Raw genomic sequence first — 17602 nt, 5'->3', positions numbered from 1 at the left:
CGTGACCGACTTCGACCAGCTGCATTTCACCGCCGAGCACGAATGGGTTCGCCTCGAGCCCGCCGCAGACGGTGCCGCACCGAGCGCCACCATCGGCATCACGGCCTACGCGGCCGACAAACTGGGTGACGTCGTGTACGTCGACCTGCCCGACGAGGGCGTGGAGATCGCCGACGGTTCGGTGGTCGGCGAGATCGAGTCGACCAAGTCGGTCGGCGAGCTCTTCGCTCCCGTGAACGGCACGATCCTCGCCAAGAACTCGGCCGTCGAGGATTCCCCCGAGCTCGTGAACAGCGACCCCTACGGCGAGGGATGGCTCATCCGCGTCGCCTTCACCGAACTGCCCGATCTGCTCAGCTACCCCGAATACCAGGCGCTGCTCAGCGACGAGGAGGCCTCCCACTGATGGCGGTTCCCTTCGTCGATCGACACATCGGCACCGACGCGGCGGCGCAGGCCGTCATGCTCCAGACGCTCGGTTACGACTCGGTGAACGCGCTGGTCGAGGCGGCCGTGCCCGAGTCGATCCACGCCGCAGAGATCGGTGCGGATGGGGTCGGCCGGGCATCCGTCATCCCCGCTCCGGCGACCGAGCGCGAGGTCTCCGCGGAGCTCCGAGCGCTGGCATCGCAGAACAGCGTGAAGCGGTCGATGATCGGCCTCGGCTACTACGACACCATCACGCCGGCCGTCATCAAACGGAACGTCTTCGAGAACCCCAGCTGGTACACGGCCTACACGCCGTACCAGCCCGAGATCTCGCAGGGCCGCCTCGAGGCGCTCATCAACTTCCAGACGATGGTCGCCGAGCTGACCGGTCTCACCACCTCGAACGCCTCGATGCTGGATGAGTCGACCGCGGTCGCTGAGGGAATGCTGCTCGCCCGGCGCGCGAGCAAGCAGGCCTCCCACACGTTCGTCGTCGACGCGGATGCCCTCCCGCAGACCAAGGCGTTGCTGGCGTCGCGGGCCGAGGCGGTCGGCATCGACCTCGTCGAGCTCGACCTGGCGAGCACAGCACCGGATGATCTTCCCGAGAGCTTCGGCGTGTTCATCCAGTACCCCGGGGCGTCCGGTCGCATCGTCGACCCCCGCCCGGTCATCGAGAAGGCGCATGCCGGGGGAGCCCTCGCGGTCGTCGCCGCCGACCTGCTCGCCCTGACCCTGCTCGAGTCGCCCGGTTCGCTCGGCGCGGACGTCGCGGTCGGAACCACCCAGCGCTTCGGCGTGCCGATGGGCTTCGGCGGCCCGCACGCGGGCTACATGGCCGTGCGGAAGGGTCTCGAACGACAGCTGCCCGGCCGCCTCGTCGGTGTGAGTGTGGATGCTGTCGGCAACCGCGCCTATCGATTGAGTCTGCAGGCGCGCGAGCAGCACATCCGCCGAGAGAAGGCCACGTCGAACATCTGCACGGCTCAGGTGCTGCTGGCGATCATGGCCGGCATGTACGCGGTCTACCACGGGCCCGACGGGCTGAAGGCGATCGCGACCGAGGTGAACGAGCGCGCCCGGGATCTCGCAACGACCCTCCGTGCGGGCGGGTTCGAGGTGGTGCACGAGCACTTCTTCGACACTCTGACACTGGCTGTCCCCGGCCGGGCGCATGCTCTGGCCGATTCGGCCTACGCCCGCGGCTACCTGCTGAACGTCGTCGATGACGACACCCTCACGGTCTCGGTCGACGAGACGACGACCCCGGCCGACCTTCTCGCCGTCACCGATGCCCTCGACGCCTTGCCTCGGGGTAGCGCGACGTACACCGAGGTGCTTCCGAGCCTGCCGGCTGCGCTCATCCGCAGCACCGACTATCTGACGCACCCCGTCTTCAACACGCACCGCTCCGAGACGAGCATGATGCGCTACCTCAAGCGCCTCGCCGACTACGACTACGCGCTCGACCGGGGCATGATCCCGCTCGGCTCGTGCACGATGAAGCTGAACGCCGCCACCGAGATGGAGGCGGTGAGCTGGCCGGAGTTCGCGGGGCTGCACCCCTTCGCCCCTCGTGACGACGTCACCGGCTACCTGTCGCTGATCGACCAGCTCGAGACGTGGCTCGCCGAGGTGACCGGGTATGACTCGGTCTCGCTGCAGCCGAACGCCGGCAGCCAGGGCGAACTCGCGGGGCTGCTCGCGATCCGCGGATACCACCGTTCACGGGGCGACGAGGCGCGAACCATCTGCCTGATCCCGTCGAGCGCGCACGGAACCAACGCGGCCTCCGCGGTGCTGGCCGGCATGAAGGTCGTCGTCGTCGCCTGCGACGAGCTCGGCAATGTCGACGTGGATGATCTGCGAGCCAAGATCGACGGCCACGCCGACACTCTGGCTGCGCTGATGATCACCTATCCGTCGACGCACGGTGTCTACGAGCACGACGTGGTCGACATCTGCCGGCTCGTGCACGAGGCCGGCGGCCAGGTCTACGTCGACGGCGCCAACCTGAACGCGGTGCTCGGCTTCGCCCGGTTCGGTGAGTTCGGGGGCGACGTGTCGCACCTCAACCTGCACAAGACGTTCTGCATCCCGCACGGTGGCGGTGGGCCGGGCGTCGGGCCGGTGGCGGCGAGGGCGCACCTCGCCCCATTCCTGCCCGGGCACGCGTTCGCGCAGAAGCAGGAGCACCCGCTGGTGGGAGTTGGCGCGAGTGCCGGCGCCGGCACCGTCGTGCACGCCGGAGGGGCCGTCTCGGGCGCTCCCTACGGCAGTTCGAGCATCCTGCCGATCAGCTGGGCCTACGTTCGCATGATGGGCTCCGAGGGGCTCAAGCAGGCGACCGGGGCAGCCGTGCTGGCCGCCAACTACGTGGCCGTGCGGCTCCGGGACCACTACCCGGTGCTGTACGCCGGCGACAACGGGCTCGTCGCGCACGAATGCATCCTGGACCTGCGTCCGCTGAAGGATGCCACGGGCGTGACCGTCGATGATGTGGCCAAGCGGCTGGTCGACTACGGCTTCCACTCGCCGACGATGAGCTTCCCCGTGGCGGGCACGCTCATGGTCGAACCGACCGAGAGCGAGGACCTGGCCGAGATCGACCGGTTCATCGACGCCATGATCGCCATCAAGGCCGAAGCAGACGCCGTGCAGGCAGGGGAGTGGCCGGCGGGGGACAACCCGCTGGTGAATGCCCCGCACACCGCCCAGTCGATCGCTGTGGGCTCGTGGGAGCATCCCTACGACCGTGAGCGCGCCGTGTACCCGGTGCAGTCGCTCATCTCGCACAAGTACTGGCCGCCGGTTCGCCGCATCGACCAGGCGTACGGCGACCGCAACCTGTTCTGCGCCTGCCCGCCCCCGGAGGCGTTCGAGGAGGGGTGAGCCTTTCTCAGCGGCGTATCATGGTGACGGTGTCTGAGAAACGTTTGCTCCCACGGATGATGGCGACCCTCGTGCTGGCGGGGGTGCTCGTCGGGGCCGGTGCCGCCCCGGCTCTTGCCGACCCTGCGTACTCCTCCGACGGCTGCGACATCAACCGCGCGGTCGACGGGCCGGTGTCCGGCGGGAGCAAGTGCGCGGGGGCCGACCTCAGCGGGGCGAAGCTCGCCCAGTCGGCGTTCCAGGGTGCCGACCTGTCGGGGGCCACACTTGCGCGCGCCGACGTGCAGGACTCGAACTTCCAGGGCGCGAACCTCACGGGCACGAACTTCAGCGCCACCCGCATCGTGAGCGCGGACTTCACGGGGGCGGGCATCCTGCCGGCGACCCTGGACGTCACCGCGGACTCGGCCACCGGCGGTGCCGTCACCCTCACGCCCACCCTGCCCACAGGCCTCACGATGACCGGTTGCACGATCGCCGGTGAGGCGGTCGAGTCCGGGGCGGTGTTCCCCCTCGGGCAGTCGGGCGTGGTGTGCTCGTTCGCGTCGTCGCGCCCGAACGAGACAGCCACGGCCCTCGTCAAGATCAACGTGACGACACCCGCGACCACCGCGACGGCGCCGCCGGTGCCTGTATTCACGGAGACGCCTGCGGCCCGGGCGCCCTCGGGAGCCGCGTCGCAGGGCCTGCCGGCGGGCACAATGAACATCCTCCTCTTCGGTGGCGGCGGGGTACTGCTGCTCGGCATCGTGGCCCTGGTCGTCCGCGGAGCCCTCGGCTCCCGAAGGCCGCGCGGGCGAAGCTAGCACCTGGAGGAGTAGCCAGCGCCTAGAAGAACTGCGGGAACGTCGCCAGCGCCCAGGCGTAGCCGACGAAAGACGCGATGTCGATGATCCAGTGCGCGATCACCAGCGGCACCACCCGGCCCCAGCGGAGGTAGAGCCAACCGAAGACCACGCCCATCACGACGTTGCCGATGAACGGCCCGATTCCCTGGTAGAGGTGATAGCTGCCCCTCAGGATCGCTGTGCTCAGGATGATCGTCCATCTGTGCCAGCCGAACCGGGCCAGCCGCTCGTAGAGGTAACCCACGACGATCAGTTCCTCGGTGAGCGCAGCGCGGAGGGCCGACAGGATCAGCACCGGCACCGTCCACCAGTACGAGTCGAGCGGGGCCGGCACGACATTCACCGTGATGCCGAGCGCCCGGCCGACGAAGTACAGGGCGATGCCCGGAACGCCGATGACCAGCACGAGGAAGAGCCCCCGCGACACGTCGAACACCGGGCGCCGAGCGTCGAACCCCAACCGCCGGAACGGGTTCACCCCCGACTGAGCGAGCAGGTAGAACGCCAGCACCACCGGCAGCAGTGCGAAGAAGATCGCCAGCAGCTGGTAGATCAGGTCGAACGTCGGCCGGTCGCTCAGACTGCCGTTGATCGTCGCTGTCTGGGAGCCGAGAGGGGTCGTGAGGGTCAGGTTCGCGATGAGCCTGACGACGGAATACACCGCCGAATCTCCCAGCGACAGGCCCAGCACGATGAGCACCTCGAGGCCGAGCATCCGGCGACGGCGAGGGCCAAACTGAGGAGACGTCATCTCGCGGCTTTCTTGCGTCGAAGCGTATGAATACACCAAGAATGTGCGAAGAGCACAACAAAACGGTGATTTTAGTTTCTAGTATGTAACTTTTTTCACACGCATTTGGTTATGTGCGCGCCCCCTTTTAGGGTACTCGGTAGTCATCGCGCACGAGTTCCGGCTCGAGCGCGGCCTCGACTTGCCCAAGTTGCACAGGAGGAACATTGAGAATCAAACGTTACGGAGTGGGCTTCGCGGCTCTGGCTGTCGCCAGTGCACTCGTGCTCACGGGTTGCTCGGGTGGCGGTGCCAGCACATCGACCACGAGCGCGAACACGACCGCGATCATCAGCACCAACGGCTCCGAGCCGCAGAACCCGCTGATCCCGACCAACACCAACGAAACCGGTGGCGGAAAGATCACGGACAACATCTTCGCCGGGCTCGTCTACTACGACGAGAAGGGTGCGCCTCAGAACGACGTGGCCGACTCGATCACGACGACCGACTCGACCACGTTCACGATCAAGATCAAGCCGAACGAGAAGTTCACGAACGGCGAAGCGGTCACCTCCGACTCGTTCATCAACGCCTGGCAGTACGGTGCGCTCTTCAGCCACACCCAGCTCAACAGCTACTTCTTCGCGGACATCGAGGGGTACAACGCCGAGTCCGACTCGGTGCTCACCGGCCTCACCAAGGTCGACGACCAGACGTTCACGGTCAAGCTCACGTCTCCGCAGTCGGACTTCCCGCTGCGCCTCGGCTACACGGCCTTCATGCCGCTGCCCTCAGTGGCGTTCACCGACCTCGCCGCCTTCGGTGAGAACCCGATCGGAAACGGCCCGTACAAGCTGGCTTCGACGGGTGCCTGGCAGCACAATGTCAAGATCGACCTCGTCGCGAACCCCGACTACACCGGCGGACGCAAGGCTCAGAACGGTGGCCTGACGATCAAGTTCTACGCCAGCGCCGACGCGGCCTACGCCGACCTGCAGTCGAACGCCGTCGACGTGATCGACCAGATCCCCGACAGCGCGTACCAGACCTACACCACCGACCTCGGTGACCGTGCGGTCAACCAGCCCGCTGCGATCTTCCAGTCGTTCACCATCCCGGGGCGCCTCGCGCACTTCAGCGGTGAGGAGGGCCAGCTCCGTCGCCAGGCCATCTCCGAGGCCATCGACCGCGACACCATCACCAAGGTGATCTTCGAGGGCACCCGCACCCCGGCCGCCGACTTCACCTCCCCGGTGATCGACGGGTGGAGTGACTCCATCGCCGGTTCCGACGTGTTGAAGTACAACGCCGACGACGCGAAGGCACTGTGGGCCAAGGCCGACGCCATCTCGCCGTGGAGCGGTACCTTCCAGATCGCGTACAACGCCGACGGCGGCCACCAGGGCTGGGTCGACGCTGTGGCGAACAACCTGAAGAACAACCTCGGTATCGACGCCTCGGGCGCCCCGTCACCGACGTTTGCCCAGGTTCGCACCGCGATCACCGACAGGACGATCCAGACCGCCTTCCGCACCGGATGGCAGGCTGATTACCCGGGTCTGTTCAACTTCCTGGGACCGATCTACGCGACCGGCGCCGGCTCGAACGACGGGGACTACTCGAACCCGGCCTTCGACGCGCTGCTCGCCAAGGGATCGAGCGAGACCGACACGGCCGCTGCGAACAAGGACTACCAGGACGCACAGTCCATCCTGTTCAAGGACCTGCCCGTCATTCCGCTCTGGTACTCGAACGTGACCGGTGGCTACGGAACATCCGTCTCCAACGTGCACTTCGGCTGGAACTCGGTTCCGCTGTACTACGAGATCACCAAGGGCTGACCCCAGCCCGACCACTGCAGGGGCGACAGCATTCACGCTGTCGCCCCTGTAGTTTGATCCCGTACTCTTCACAGTGAGGTCGAATCGCCCGAATGTGCACCACGCTAACCGAAAACCGAGGCTGAGCTTCTATGGCCGGATACATCCTCAGGCGCCTGCTCCAGGCGATCCCTGTCTTCATTGGAACAACGTTCCTCATCTACTTCATGGTCTTCGCCCTCCCGGGGGATCCGATCATCGCCCTGTTCGGCGACAAGACGCCGAACCCGGCCATCGTCGCGCAGTTGCGGCAGCAGTATCACCTCGACCAGCCGTTCATCGTCCAGTATCTGATCTACATGGGCGGAATCTTCCAGGGCAACTTCGGGGTCTCCTTCTCCGGCCAGCCGGTCATCGAGATCCTGGCCCGCACCTTTCCCGTGACGCTGCGCCTCGCCGTCATCGCCCTCCTGATGGAGACGATCGCGGGCATCCTCGTCGGCATGGTCGCCGGCCTCCGGAAGGGCAAGCTGTTCGACGGTACGACGCTCGCGATCAGCCTCATCCTGATCTCGCTGCCGGTCTTCGTCATCGCCTTCGTCGCGCAGTTCGTGTTCGGTGTCCAGCTCGGCTGGGCGCGCACGACGGTCGGCGACGGCGCCCCGATCCAGGATCTGATCCTGCCGGCCATCGTGCTGGCGAGCATCAGTTTCGCGCAGATCGTCAGGCTCACCCGGTCATCGGTGATCGAGACCTCGAGCCTCGACTTCGTGCGCACGGCCTACAGTAAGGGCCTCGGCCGCCGCCGCATCATTCCCGTGCACATCCTCCGCAACTCGCTGATCCCCGTGGTGACCTACCTCGCCACCGACTTCGGCGTGCTGCTGGTCGGAGCCACGGTCACCGAGGGCATCTTCAACGTGCCCGGCGTCGGCAACACCCTCTATCAGGCGATCATCCGGGGTGAGGGGCCGACGGTCGTCTCCTTCGTGACCGTGATGGTTCTGATCTATCTCCTCGTGAACCTCGCCGTGGACCTGCTCTACGGCCTGCTCGACCCAAGGATCCGCTATGTCAAATGACGTCAACGAGTCGCCGGTGACCAGTACGCCGGCCCGCTCGGCCAACCATTTCGTCGCCCCCCTCGAAGAGACCCCGCTCGTCGCCATCGACGTCGTCAAGGTCGCCGAGAAGCCCTCGAACCTCTGGATCGACGCCTGGCGGGATGCTCGCAGCCGGCCCATCTTCTGGATCTCGGGCGTTCTCATTCTGCTCGTCCTGGTCGTTGCGATCCTCCCCGGGCTCTTCACCTCGGTGGCTCCGAACAACGACTGCCAGCTCGCGCTCTCGAACGGCGGACCGACGGACGGTCATCCACTCGGCTTCACGAAGCAGGGCTGCGACGTCTACTCGCGCATCATCAACGGCACCTCCACATCGTTGACAGTGGGCATCATCGTGATCCTCCTCACCACGGTGCTGGGTGTCGTGTTCGGCGCCTTCGCCGGCTTCTACGGCGGATGGCTCGACTCGTTCCTCTCCCGTATCGGCGACATCTTCTTCTCGATCCCCTACATCCTGGCCGCCGTGGTCATCATGTCGGTGCTCTCCGAGTACCGGAGCGTCTGGACGATCTCGCTCGCCATCGGCATCTTCGCGTGGCCCTCCACGGCCCGCGTGCTGAGGGCCGAGATCCTGAGCGTCAAGCAGTCGGACTACGTGATGGCGTCGTACGCCCTCGGGGTCTCGAAGCTCCGCATCCTGTTCCGCCACGTGCTGCCGAACGCGATCGCCCCGGTCATCGCGATCACCACCATCTCGCTCGCCGCCGCGATCGTCGCAGAGGCGACCCTGTCGTTCCTCGGCGTCGGCCTCGGCAGCGACATCATGTCGTGGGGCAACGAGATCAACCAGGCCCAGCGCGACATCCGCACCCACCCCCAGACGCTGATCTACCCGTCGATCGCCCTCTCGATCACCGTGTTCGCCTTCATCCTGATGGGTGAAGTCATTCGAGAAGCACTCGACCCGAAAGCGAGGGCACTCCGTTGAGTTCCACCACACCCCGGCCCACCGCATCCCGGCCCACCGTCAGTGGTGCGCCGCTGCTCGAGATCAAGAACCTCCAGGTCGGCTTCCAGACGCAGAACGGCATGGTCCAGGCCGTGCGCGGTGCCTCACTGACCCTTCGCGCGGGCGAGACCCTCGCGATCGTCGGGGAATCCGGATCGGGTAAGTCCACCACCGCCCACGCCGTGATCAACCTGCTCCCGGGCTCCGGCCAGGTCACCGGCGGCGAGATCCTCTTCGAGGGCCGCGACCTCACCAAGCTCTCCCAGAAGGAGATGGAGGAGGTGCGCGGAAAGCTGATCGGCTTCGTGCCCCAGGACCCGATGTCGAACCTGAACCCGGTGTGGAGCATCGGCTTCCAGGTCGAGGAGGCCATCAAGGCCAACGGAATCGCCACCGGCCGGAGCGACATCAAGAAGCACGCGATCGCCGTGCTGAAGGAAGCGGGCCTCGGCGACGCCGAGAAGCGTCTCCGCCAGTTCCCGCACCAGTTCTCGGGCGGCATGCGCCAGCGCGTGCTGATCGGTATGGGGCTCTCGTCGCGACCCAAGCTGCTGATCGCGGATGAGCCGACCTCCGCCCTCGACGTGACTGTGCAGCGCACCATCCTCGACAACCTCGAGAAGCTCACGCGCGAGATCGGCACGGCCCTGTTGTTCATCACGCACGACCTCGGCCTCGCCGCCGAGCGCGCCGAGAACCTCGTGGTCATGTACAAGGGGCAGGTCGTCGAGTCGGGTCCGTCGAAGGAGATCCTCCAGAACCCGCTGCACCCCTACACGCAGCGCCTGGTCGCGGCGGCGCCGAGCCTCGCATCGCGTCGCATCCAGTCGAGCTCGAAGTCGCTCGTCGACCTCGACTACTCTGCGCCGAGGACGGCCGAGGGGCTCGACCTGATCAAGGCCGCTGAGGATCGCGCCGAACTCCAGGCCGCAGCTCCGAAGCGCGAGTCGGCGATCGTGCTGCAGAACCTCACCAAGGTCTACAGGATCCGTGGCAGCAAAGACGACTTCAAGGCCGTCGACAACGTGTCGTTCGAGATCGAGCGCGGCACCACGATGGCGCTGGTGGGGGAGTCGGGCTCCGGCAAGTCGACCGTCGCCAAGATGCTGTTGCGCCTCGAAGATGCGACAGAGGGCAAGATCCTCATCAATGGCACCGACACGGCGCCGTTGAAGGGCAAGGCACTGCTCGACCTCCGTCGGCGCATGCAGCCGGTCTTCCAGGACCCGTACGGTTCGCTCGACCCGCTCCGGAACATCGGCAACACGATCAGCGAGCCGCTCACCACGCACAACATCGGGGACAAGGCATCGCGCCGGGCCCGGGTGCTCGAGCTTCTCGACCAGGTCTCGCTCCCGTCGACTCTCGCGACCCGGTACCCGAACGAGCTCTCCGGTGGCCAGCGGCAGCGGGTCGCCATCGCGCGGGCGCTCGCGCTGAAGCCCGACATCGTCATCCTCGACGAGGCGGTCTCCGCTCTCGACGTGCTCGTGCAGGCCCAGATCCTGCAGCTGCTCACCGACCTGCAGACCGAACTCAACCTCACGTATCTCTTCATCACGCACGACCTCGCGGTGGTGCGGGTCATCGCCGACAATGTCTCTGTGATGCAGCGCGGAAAGATCGTGGAGAAGGCCACAACGGATGAGGTCTTCGACAACCCGCAGATGGAATACACTAAAGAGTTGCTGAACGCGATCCCCGGGGCTGGAATCGCCCTCGGAGTTTAACGCCGCGTTCACAACCTGCGTGTATTCTCCTGCTGGGCGAGCCCCGGCGAAGAACACATTCCTGAGGGCGTCGCTGCCCCAACCCGTTTATTCGTCGGGCTCGCCACCAGTTTGAGTCCGCATTACATTGAGGACGATCATCCATGGCGTCAGCCACCCGCGATGACCTACGTAACGTAGCCATTGTTGCCCACGTCGACCACGGCAAGACCACGCTCGTCGACGCGATGCTCAAGCAGACCAACTCCTTCGACGCCCACTTCGAGGGCGAAGACCGCATGATGGACAGCAATGACCTCGAGCGCGAAAAGGGCATCACCATTCTGGCCAAGAACACCTCGGTGCTCTACAGCGGCAAGCACGCGGATGGCAAGAACATTGTCATCAACGTGATCGACACCCCGGGCCACGCCGACTTCGGTGGTGAGGTCGAGCGCGGCCTCTCCATGGTCGACGGCGTCGTGCTGCTGGTGGATGCCTCGGAGGGTCCGCTGCCGCAGACCCGCTTCGTGCTGCGCAAGGCGCTCGAGGCCAACCTCCCGGTCATCCTGCTCGTCAACAAGACCGACCGCCCCGATGCCCGCATCGACGAGGTCATCGCCGAGAGCCAGGACCTCCTGCTCGGCCTCGCCTCGGACATGTCGGATGACCACCCCGACCTCGACCTCGACGCTGTGCTCGACGTGCCGATCGTCTACGCCTCCGGGCGGAACGGTGCCGCGTCGAACAACAAGCCCGAGAACGGCACGCTGCCCGACAACGACGACCTCGAGCCATTGTTCGAGGCCATCCTGAAGCACGTTCCCGCTCCCGTCTACGACGACGAGCACCCGCTGCAGGCCCACGTCACCAACCTCGACGCCTCGCCGTTCCTCGGCCGTCTGGCGCTCCTCCGCATCTTCAACGGCCACATCAAGAAGGGCCAGCAGGTCGCCTGGGTGCGCCACGACGGCTCTGTTCAGAACGTCAAGCTCACCGAGCTGCTGATCACGAAGGCGCTCACCCGCTTCCCGACCGAGACGGCAGGCCCCGGTGACATCGTCGCCATCGCCGGTATCGAGGAGATCACCATCGGTGACACCATCTCCGACCCCGAGGATGTTCGGCCCCTGCCGATCATCACGGTCGACGATCCCGCCATCTCGATGACCATCGGCACCAACACGTCGCCGATGATCGGCCGCACCAAGGGCTCGAAGGTCACCGCCCGCATGGTGAAAGACAGGCTCGACCGCGAGCTCGTCGGTAACGTCTCCCTGAAGGTCGTCGACATCGGCCGCCCCGACGCATGGGAGGTGCAGGGCCGTGGAGAGCTGGCTCTCGCCATCCTCGTCGAGCAGATGCGCCGCGAGGGCTTCGAGCTCACCGTGGGCAAGCCCCAGGTGGTCACCAAGCAGGTCAACGGCAAGACGCACGAGCCGTTCGAGCACCTGACAGTTGATGCGCCCGAGGAGTTCCTCGGCGCGATCACCCAGCTGCTCGCTGCTCGGAAGGGCCAGATGACGACCATGCAGAACCATGGCACGGGCTGGGTCCGCATGGAGTTCATCGTTCCGTCGCGCGGTCTCATCGGTTTCCGCACCGAGTTCCTGACCACCACGCGTGGCACCGGCATCGCGAACGCGATCTCGCACGGCTACGACGCATGGGCCGGTGCGATCGTCACCCGCAACAACGGTTCCATCGTGGCCGACCGTTCGGGCGTCGTCACGCCGTTCGCCATCGTCAACCTGCAGGAGCGCATGTCGTTCTTCGTCGAGCCGACGCAGGAGGTGTATGAGGGCATGGTCATCGGCGAGAACTCGCGCGCAGACGACATGGACGTGAACATCACCAAGGAGAAGCAGCTCACCAACATGCGCCAGTCGACGTCCGACACGTTCGAGCGCATGACCCCGTCCCGCAAGCTCACGCTCGAGGAGTCCCTCGAGTTCGCCCGCGAAGACGAGTGCGTCGAGGTGACGCCGGAGTGGGTTCGCATCCGCAAGGTGGAGCTCTCGGCTCAGGCGCGCCAGCGGAGCGCGTCGCGCGTCAAGAGCCAGAACGCGAACGCGTAGGGTTCTGGGGCTCTTCTGAGCCTTTAGCGGCGTAGCCGCACCCCGAAGCCCCCGCCGGCTGAGTCTTGACTCGCTGGCGGGGGCTTCGTCGTTCGCACGGACACGGTTTCGGGCAGCCGGTGGCTTCCCGGTTCGAACGGATGAACCCGGGCCGACAGTACCCCGTATGCGCATCCGTGTCGCCCGAGGTTCGCCCGTTCGTGCCACCCGTCAGGCTCACGGATGCTCGGGGTCGGTCACGCGCGGGCACACGGATGCTCGGGGCTGAGTGAGGGCGCCGCATACGCCCGCCCGGGAGGAGCTGGGCCCATCCGAGGTCGTATTTGCGCCGGATCGCCTCACCTCCTCCCGGGCGGCAGGTTCTGCGCCCATCTGGCGGCGCGGCGGGTGCGATGTGGCGGGCGCGGGAGCGCGCGGTGCGGCGGGTGCGATGTGGCCGGGCGCGGGAGCGCGCGGTGCGGCGGGTGCGATGTGGCCGGGCGCGGGCGGCGCGGCGGGTGCGATGTGGCGGGCGCGGGAGCGCGCGGCGGGGGCTCCCGCGGTGCGGGTCAGTCGGCGTCGGCGTACGAGTCGACGATGGAGATGTCGAGCGGCACGTCGAGCGGGAACCGGCCGAAGAGCAGGCGGGTGGCGGCAGCAGCAGACTCGCGGATGGCGTCGGCCACCTCCTCGGCCAGGGCCGCCGGTGCGTGCACGATGACCTCGTCGTGCAGGAAGAAAACGAGGTGCGGAGCGTGTCGGAACGGGGGCTTCGCCCTGCCGGGCACGATCGTGGCGGGCACCGATCCGGCGGCGTCTACTGTGGCTGTGGCTGTGGCTGTGGCTGCAGTCGTGACGGTGGTGGCGGCGAAGGGCGCATGGGCCGCGGGGGAGCCGAGGGTGCCGGTGGCAGGATATTGGCCGGCGCTCGCGGCGGCCGTGGGGAGAGCAGTTCGGAGGGTGGCCGTGGGGGCGGTGACCGGCGTGCGGGCAGTGCCTTCCGCAGCGGCAGCGGTGACGGGCCGGGACATGGCTGCGGGGGCTACGACGGTGGCGGGGCGTGACGCAGCTGCGGGGGCGGTCACGGGGCGGACGCTCTGGCCGGCCGACCGGAGTTCGGCGAGGCGGGCTGCCATCGCTGCTACGGGGTCGGCCGCCTTGAAGGGGGAGTCGGCCGCTTTGCGTCGCTCGCGTTCCGCGATCTCGGCCTCGATCGCGGCGACGCGCGCCGCCTCGCGGTCGGCGGGGGAGAGGTCAGCGACATCCGCGGAGGTGGGGTCGATGGCCGAGCCGGGGCCGGTGGCTGGAGCGGGAGAGGTGGCTGATGCTGCGTCAGTGTGTGCCGTGGCGGCCGGTTCGTCGGTGGCCTCGGTGTCGCCGCCGCCGCCGGGGGCCCAGCCGCCAGCCCTTTGATCGGCGGCCAGCTCGTCCACCTGCGTGTCGGTATCGGCGGTGGCAACCATTTCGTCATCGGAAGTAGTGTCGGAGGCGTTCACGTCGGCGTCGGCGAGGTCCGCGTCGGCGGGGGCCAGGGCCGCCAGGCGGCGGCGGAGGTCGGCCAGCCAGCAGAGTGCCCAGTCGGCCGCGCTCGCCTGCACCACGAAGTTCCGCGTGAAGCGGCCCCAGTCGCGGGCCTCGCGGCGGGCCTGCTGCTGTGCGGCCTCGTTGGGGGAACCTTCCCGGGCGAGGGCCTGGGTCTCCGACCAGGCCTCTGGCGGGCGGGGTGCGCTCCGACCGAGGCGCGACGTCACGACCTCGCCCCGTTCACCCGCGCGCGCGGCGTTCTCGACGTAGGAGAGCGCGGTCGGGAAGGCCCGCCCGAGCCGGGGGAGCAGTCGGCCGCTCTCACCGGTCGTCGCGCCGTACATCGCCCCGAGCATGGCGACCTTGGCCTCGGCGCGGGTCTTCACTGCTCCGCTCTCGACGATGCCGGCATAGAGGTCCTTGCCCTGGCCGGCAGCCGCCATGGTCGTGTCGGCGGAGATACCGGCAAGGATCCGCGGTTCGAGTTGCGCGGCATCCGCCACCACCAGGGTCCAGCCGTCGTCTGCCGTCACTGCTCGACGAACCTGCTTCGGCAGCTGCAGGGCTCCGCCGCCGCGGGTTGCCCAGCGGCCCGAGACGACCCCGCCGGGCACGTAGTCGGGGAAGAACCGGCCGTTCGTGACCCAGGACTCCATCCACGACCATCCGTTGGCGCTCAGCAGCCGCGAGAGCTTCTTGTATTCGAGCAGCGGCGGCACGACGGGGTGCTCGATGCCCTGCAACTCCCACGACCGGGTGCTGGTGACGGCGAGCCCGGCAGCGCGGAGGGCACGGAGGAGCTCCTGCGGCGAATCGGGGTTGAGCTGCGGGGCACCGAGCGCGCGCCGCACGGCCTGGGCAAGAGCCTCCAGCCGGGCGGGTCGCCGGCCCGGCTCGACCTGCGGCCCGAGCAGCTCTGTGAGCAGCTGGTCGTGCACGTCTTCCCGCCACGGCAGCCCCGCGTGCGACATCTCTGCCGCCACGAGCGCGCCGGCCGACTCGGCCGCGACCAGGAGGCGGAGCCGATTGGGCTCCGTCGAGGTGCGGATCGCGTCGAGCTGCAGCACCAGTTCGGCCACGGTGCGTTCTGCGAGCCTCTCGTCATCGGAGGCGCCCGGCGGTGTGGCCGGCATGGCCGGTGAGGACGCCGTGGCAGCAGAGGATGCCGTGGCCGGCGAGGACGCCGTAGCAGCAGAGGATGCCCTGGCCCGCGAGGACAGCGACGGGATGCCGCCCTCGAAGTCGAACGGCACCGGGCCGGCGTTCCGGTCGGCCGTGGCAGAGGAGCCCTCGGGGCCCGAGAGCGAGGTGAACGGGGCCGGTCCGTCGAACTCCCCACGGGGCGACGCCGCCAGGGCGGAGCCTTCGGTGAGGGCGGATGATCGCAGGATCGCCCGCGTCAACCGGAGGTCGTGGCACCGGTCGACGCGCACCCCGTGGGCGAGCAGCCAGCCGTACTGCGGGGCCGTGTCGGCCCACACCCAGCGCGGGTTCTCCAGTTCGAGCGCCTCGACCGCCTCGACGAGGTCGTCTCCGTCGAGGGTGGTGGCCGGTTCGTCGGGATGGGCGATCCCGGAGTCGTCGAGCGAGGTGAGGGTGGCAGAGCCTCGGCTGGCCCCGGAGATGACGACGTACACGTCATCCATTCTGGCCGGTGCAACCGACATCCCCGGTTGCCCCGCCGACGGAGTGGGTGCCCCGCTGGCAAACCAGCTGGCCCGTCCATGAAGTCAGTGCAGCCCACCCTAACTAAGTGTAGGCTTACCTTTGTTCGGCCAGCCGGCGAACACCCGATCCTGTGCGCGTCTTTACCTTGCGCGCCTGTTGCTGGAGCCAGACCCCCGTTGTTAGCCACATTCGTCATCGGCCTCCGTGAGGGTCTCGAAGCCGCCCTGATCGTCGGCATCATCGCGGCCTTCCTGAAGCGCAACGGGCATTCGCTGAAGTCGATGTGGGTCGGCGTCATCGCCGCCATCGTGCTCAGCATCGGCGTCGGCGTGATCCTCGAGATCATCTCGGTGGGCCTCCCGCAGGCCGAGCAAGAGGGTATGGAGTCGATCATCGGCACCGTCGCCGTCGTGATGGTCACCGTCATGATCGTCTGGATGTCGAAGCACGCCCGCAACATGCGTTCAGAGCTCGAAGAGGTCGCGGGCGATGCCCTGGCCCGTGGTTCTGTCGCCGCGCTCGCCGTGATGGCCTTCCTCGCCGTTCTCCGCGAGGGGTTCGAGACGAGCGTCTTCCTGCTGGCCGCCTTCCAGTCGTCGGTCAATCCGCTGGTCGCCGGTGCCGGCGCCGTGTTCGGTCTCCTCCTCGCGGTCGTGATCGGCTACCTGATCTACCGCGGCGGCATCCGCCTGAACCTCGGCAGGTTCTTCACCGTCACGGGCGTCTTCCTGGTCTTCGTTGCGGCGGGCCTCGTGATGAGCGCGCTCCGCACGGCGCATGAGGCCGGTTGGATCCTCGTCGGCCAGGCCGCCACCGTCGATCTCTCCTGGCTCGCCCCGAACGGCTCTGTGCAGGCCGCCCTGGTCACCGGGGTTCTCGGCATCCCCGCGGATCCGAAGGTGATCGAGGTGCTCGGCTGGCTGCTCTACCTGGTGCCCGTGCTGCTGTTCGTGCTCTGGCCGCATGCGCTCCGGCCGGGCATCCGTTCGTACCGCGTGCAGTTCGGCATCGCTCTGACCGCCTCCGCGGCCGCGCTGGTGCTGCTCATCGCCGTTCCGGCCTCCGGTGGGGCGGCGCACCCGACCGCTCCGCTCGCGATCGTGTCGGCAGACGGCCAGCAGGTGGGAACCGCTTTACTCGCACCGACCGCAGACGGCTATGAGCTCGTGTCCACGGTGCAGGGCGTGTCAACGTCGACCGTGCTCGCGGCGGGCGCCGCGACATCCGAGACCCGGCTGGGAACGGATGCCCGCACCTGGGCCGTGACGACCCAGACGGTTCCGACGGGTGTGCCCTCGACCGTCACGCTCGAACAGCTCGGCGTGCTGAACGGCGGCCGCACCCCGGTGGGAGTGAACCGTGCCCAGAACCCCGGGCCGTTCAGCGCTGTCTGGCAGGTGACCCTCAACGAGCACGTGTGGGTCGCCGGCGACACCCTGCTCGACGCCACCAGCGACTCGGTCACCACGTTGAGCCTCTCGGGCGGCGGCCTCACGGCGCCCCGCACCGTCACCGTGAGCGGGGGCACGACCGCCCCGGAATCCGTCTCCTGGACGGTGGATGCCCAACAGTCCGAGCTCGTGGCGGCAGCGCTCGCGAACCAGGTCACGGCAGCCGACGAGGCCGCACTCTTTCGGTACTACCTGCCACTCGTTCTCGCGGTGGCCGCTCTCGTTCTTGCGCTGTTCGGCGCACGGGGCCTCCGGGCCGCGAAGCGCCGTAATTCCGGCGTCGTCGGCGGGGGCGTGGGAACAGTCGCCGACGTTCCCGATGACGACACGGGCATCCAGAATCCCCCCGTACGCACCACCATCTCTGCACACAGCTGACCCTGAGAAGGAGCTTCACC

Annotated in this window: 11 protein-coding genes; 9 read left to right on the top strand and 2 right to left on the bottom strand. The window is 67.6% G+C overall.

What is annotated here, in order from left to right; translation table 11 throughout:
• Nucleotide 1: 1 nt before the first annotated feature.
• Genes gcvH through B7R21_RS12295 form a run of 3 tightly spaced genes read left to right on the top strand, consistent with a single transcriptional unit; the run spans nucleotide 2 to nucleotide 4127 of the window.
• The gene (gene gcvH / locus B7R21_RS12305; RefSeq protein WP_116283550.1) at nucleotides 2–406 is read left to right on the top strand and encodes a glycine cleavage system protein GcvH; all 405 of its coding nucleotides are present in this window, start codon (nucleotides 2–4) and stop codon (nucleotides 404–406) included.
• Nucleotides 406–3321: an aminomethyl-transferring glycine dehydrogenase gene (gcvP, locus tag B7R21_RS12300; RefSeq protein ID WP_116283549.1), complete on the top strand. Its 2916-nt coding sequence runs from the start codon at nucleotides 406–408 to the stop codon at nucleotides 3319–3321. The genes gcvH and gcvP overlap by 1 nt, the downstream gene beginning before the upstream one ends.
• Before the next feature lie 29 nt (nucleotides 3322–3350).
• Complete coding sequence (locus B7R21_RS12295; protein WP_172592155.1) at nucleotides 3351–4127, top strand: pentapeptide repeat-containing protein; 777 nt, start codon at nucleotides 3351–3353, stop codon at nucleotides 4125–4127.
• A gap of 22 nt (nucleotides 4128–4149) precedes the next feature.
• Here the strand turns inward: B7R21_RS12295 and B7R21_RS12290 are convergent, their stop codons facing one another.
• Nucleotides 4150–4920: a CPBP family intramembrane glutamic endopeptidase gene (locus tag B7R21_RS12290; RefSeq protein WP_116283547.1), complete on the bottom strand. Its 771-nt coding sequence runs from the start codon at nucleotides 4918–4920 to the stop codon at nucleotides 4150–4152.
• A gap of 212 nt (nucleotides 4921–5132) precedes the next feature.
• On the opposite strand from B7R21_RS12290, the gene B7R21_RS12285 reads away from it, so the two are divergent.
• The 5 genes from B7R21_RS12285 (at nucleotide 5133) to typA (ending at nucleotide 12582) form a co-directional block, all read left to right on the top strand.
• Complete coding sequence (locus tag B7R21_RS12285) at nucleotides 5133–6743, top strand: peptide ABC transporter substrate-binding protein (RefSeq protein WP_116283693.1); 1611 nt, start codon at nucleotides 5133–5135, stop codon at nucleotides 6741–6743.
• A gap of 131 nt (nucleotides 6744–6874) precedes the next feature.
• Nucleotides 6875–7804: an ABC transporter permease gene (locus tag B7R21_RS12280; protein ID WP_116283546.1), complete on the top strand. Its 930-nt coding sequence runs from the start codon at nucleotides 6875–6877 to the stop codon at nucleotides 7802–7804.
• On the top strand, nucleotides 7794–8774 hold the full coding sequence (locus B7R21_RS12275) for an ABC transporter permease (RefSeq protein WP_116283545.1): 981 nt from the start codon (nucleotides 7794–7796) through the stop codon (nucleotides 8772–8774). Before B7R21_RS12280 ends, B7R21_RS12275 begins: the two co-directional genes overlap by 11 nt.
• On the top strand, nucleotides 8771–10525 hold the full coding sequence (locus B7R21_RS12270; RefSeq protein ID WP_172592154.1) for a dipeptide ABC transporter ATP-binding protein: 1755 nt from the start codon (nucleotides 8771–8773) through the stop codon (nucleotides 10523–10525). The genes B7R21_RS12275 and B7R21_RS12270 overlap by 4 nt, the downstream gene beginning before the upstream one ends.
• Before the next feature lie 143 nt (nucleotides 10526–10668).
• Entirely contained in the window at nucleotides 10669–12582 is a 1914-nt protein-coding gene (typA, locus tag B7R21_RS12265) for a translational GTPase TypA (RefSeq protein ID WP_116283544.1), read from the top strand.
• 548 nt (nucleotides 12583–13130) lie between these two features.
• Here the strand turns inward: typA and B7R21_RS20735 are convergent.
• Entirely contained in the window at nucleotides 13131–15731 is a 2601-nt protein-coding gene (locus B7R21_RS20735) for a bifunctional 3'-5' exonuclease/DNA polymerase (protein ID WP_253259787.1), read from the bottom strand.
• 198 nt (nucleotides 15732–15929) lie between these two features.
• On the opposite strand from B7R21_RS20735, the gene efeU reads away from it, so the two are divergent.
• Complete coding sequence (gene efeU / locus B7R21_RS12250) at nucleotides 15930–17582, top strand: iron uptake transporter permease EfeU (protein ID WP_116283543.1); 1653 nt, start codon at nucleotides 15930–15932, stop codon at nucleotides 17580–17582.
• The last annotated feature ends 20 nt before the right edge of the window (nucleotides 17583–17602 follow it).

Source organism: Subtercola boreus, from assembly GCF_003399625.1.
Lineage (GTDB): Bacteria > Actinomycetota > Actinomycetes > Actinomycetales > Microbacteriaceae > Subtercola > Subtercola boreus_C.
This window is presented reverse-complemented; position numbering and strand designations above follow the sequence as displayed.

What these genes read in the sequence shown, in the direction of transcription:
- B7R21_RS12275 (WP_116283545.1), top strand. Translation starts at nt 7,794, where the DNA reads ATGTCAAATGACGTCAACGAGTCGCCGGTGACCAGTACGCCGGCCCGC.
- B7R21_RS12290 (WP_116283547.1), bottom strand. Translation starts at nt 4,920, where the DNA reads ATGACGTCTCCTCAGTTTGGCCCTCGCCGTCGCCGGATGCTCGGCCTC.
- typA (WP_116283544.1), top strand. Translation starts at nt 10,669, where the DNA reads ATGGCGTCAGCCACCCGCGATGACCTACGTAACGTAGCCATTGTTGCC.
- B7R21_RS20735 (WP_253259787.1), bottom strand. Translation starts at nt 15,731, where the DNA reads ATGGATGACGTGTACGTCGTCATCTCCGGGGCCAGCCGAGGCTCTGCC.
- B7R21_RS12280 (WP_116283546.1), top strand. Translation starts at nt 6,875, where the DNA reads ATGGCCGGATACATCCTCAGGCGCCTGCTCCAGGCGATCCCTGTCTTC.
- gcvP (WP_116283549.1), top strand. Translation starts at nt 406, where the DNA reads ATGGCGGTTCCCTTCGTCGATCGACACATCGGCACCGACGCGGCGGCG.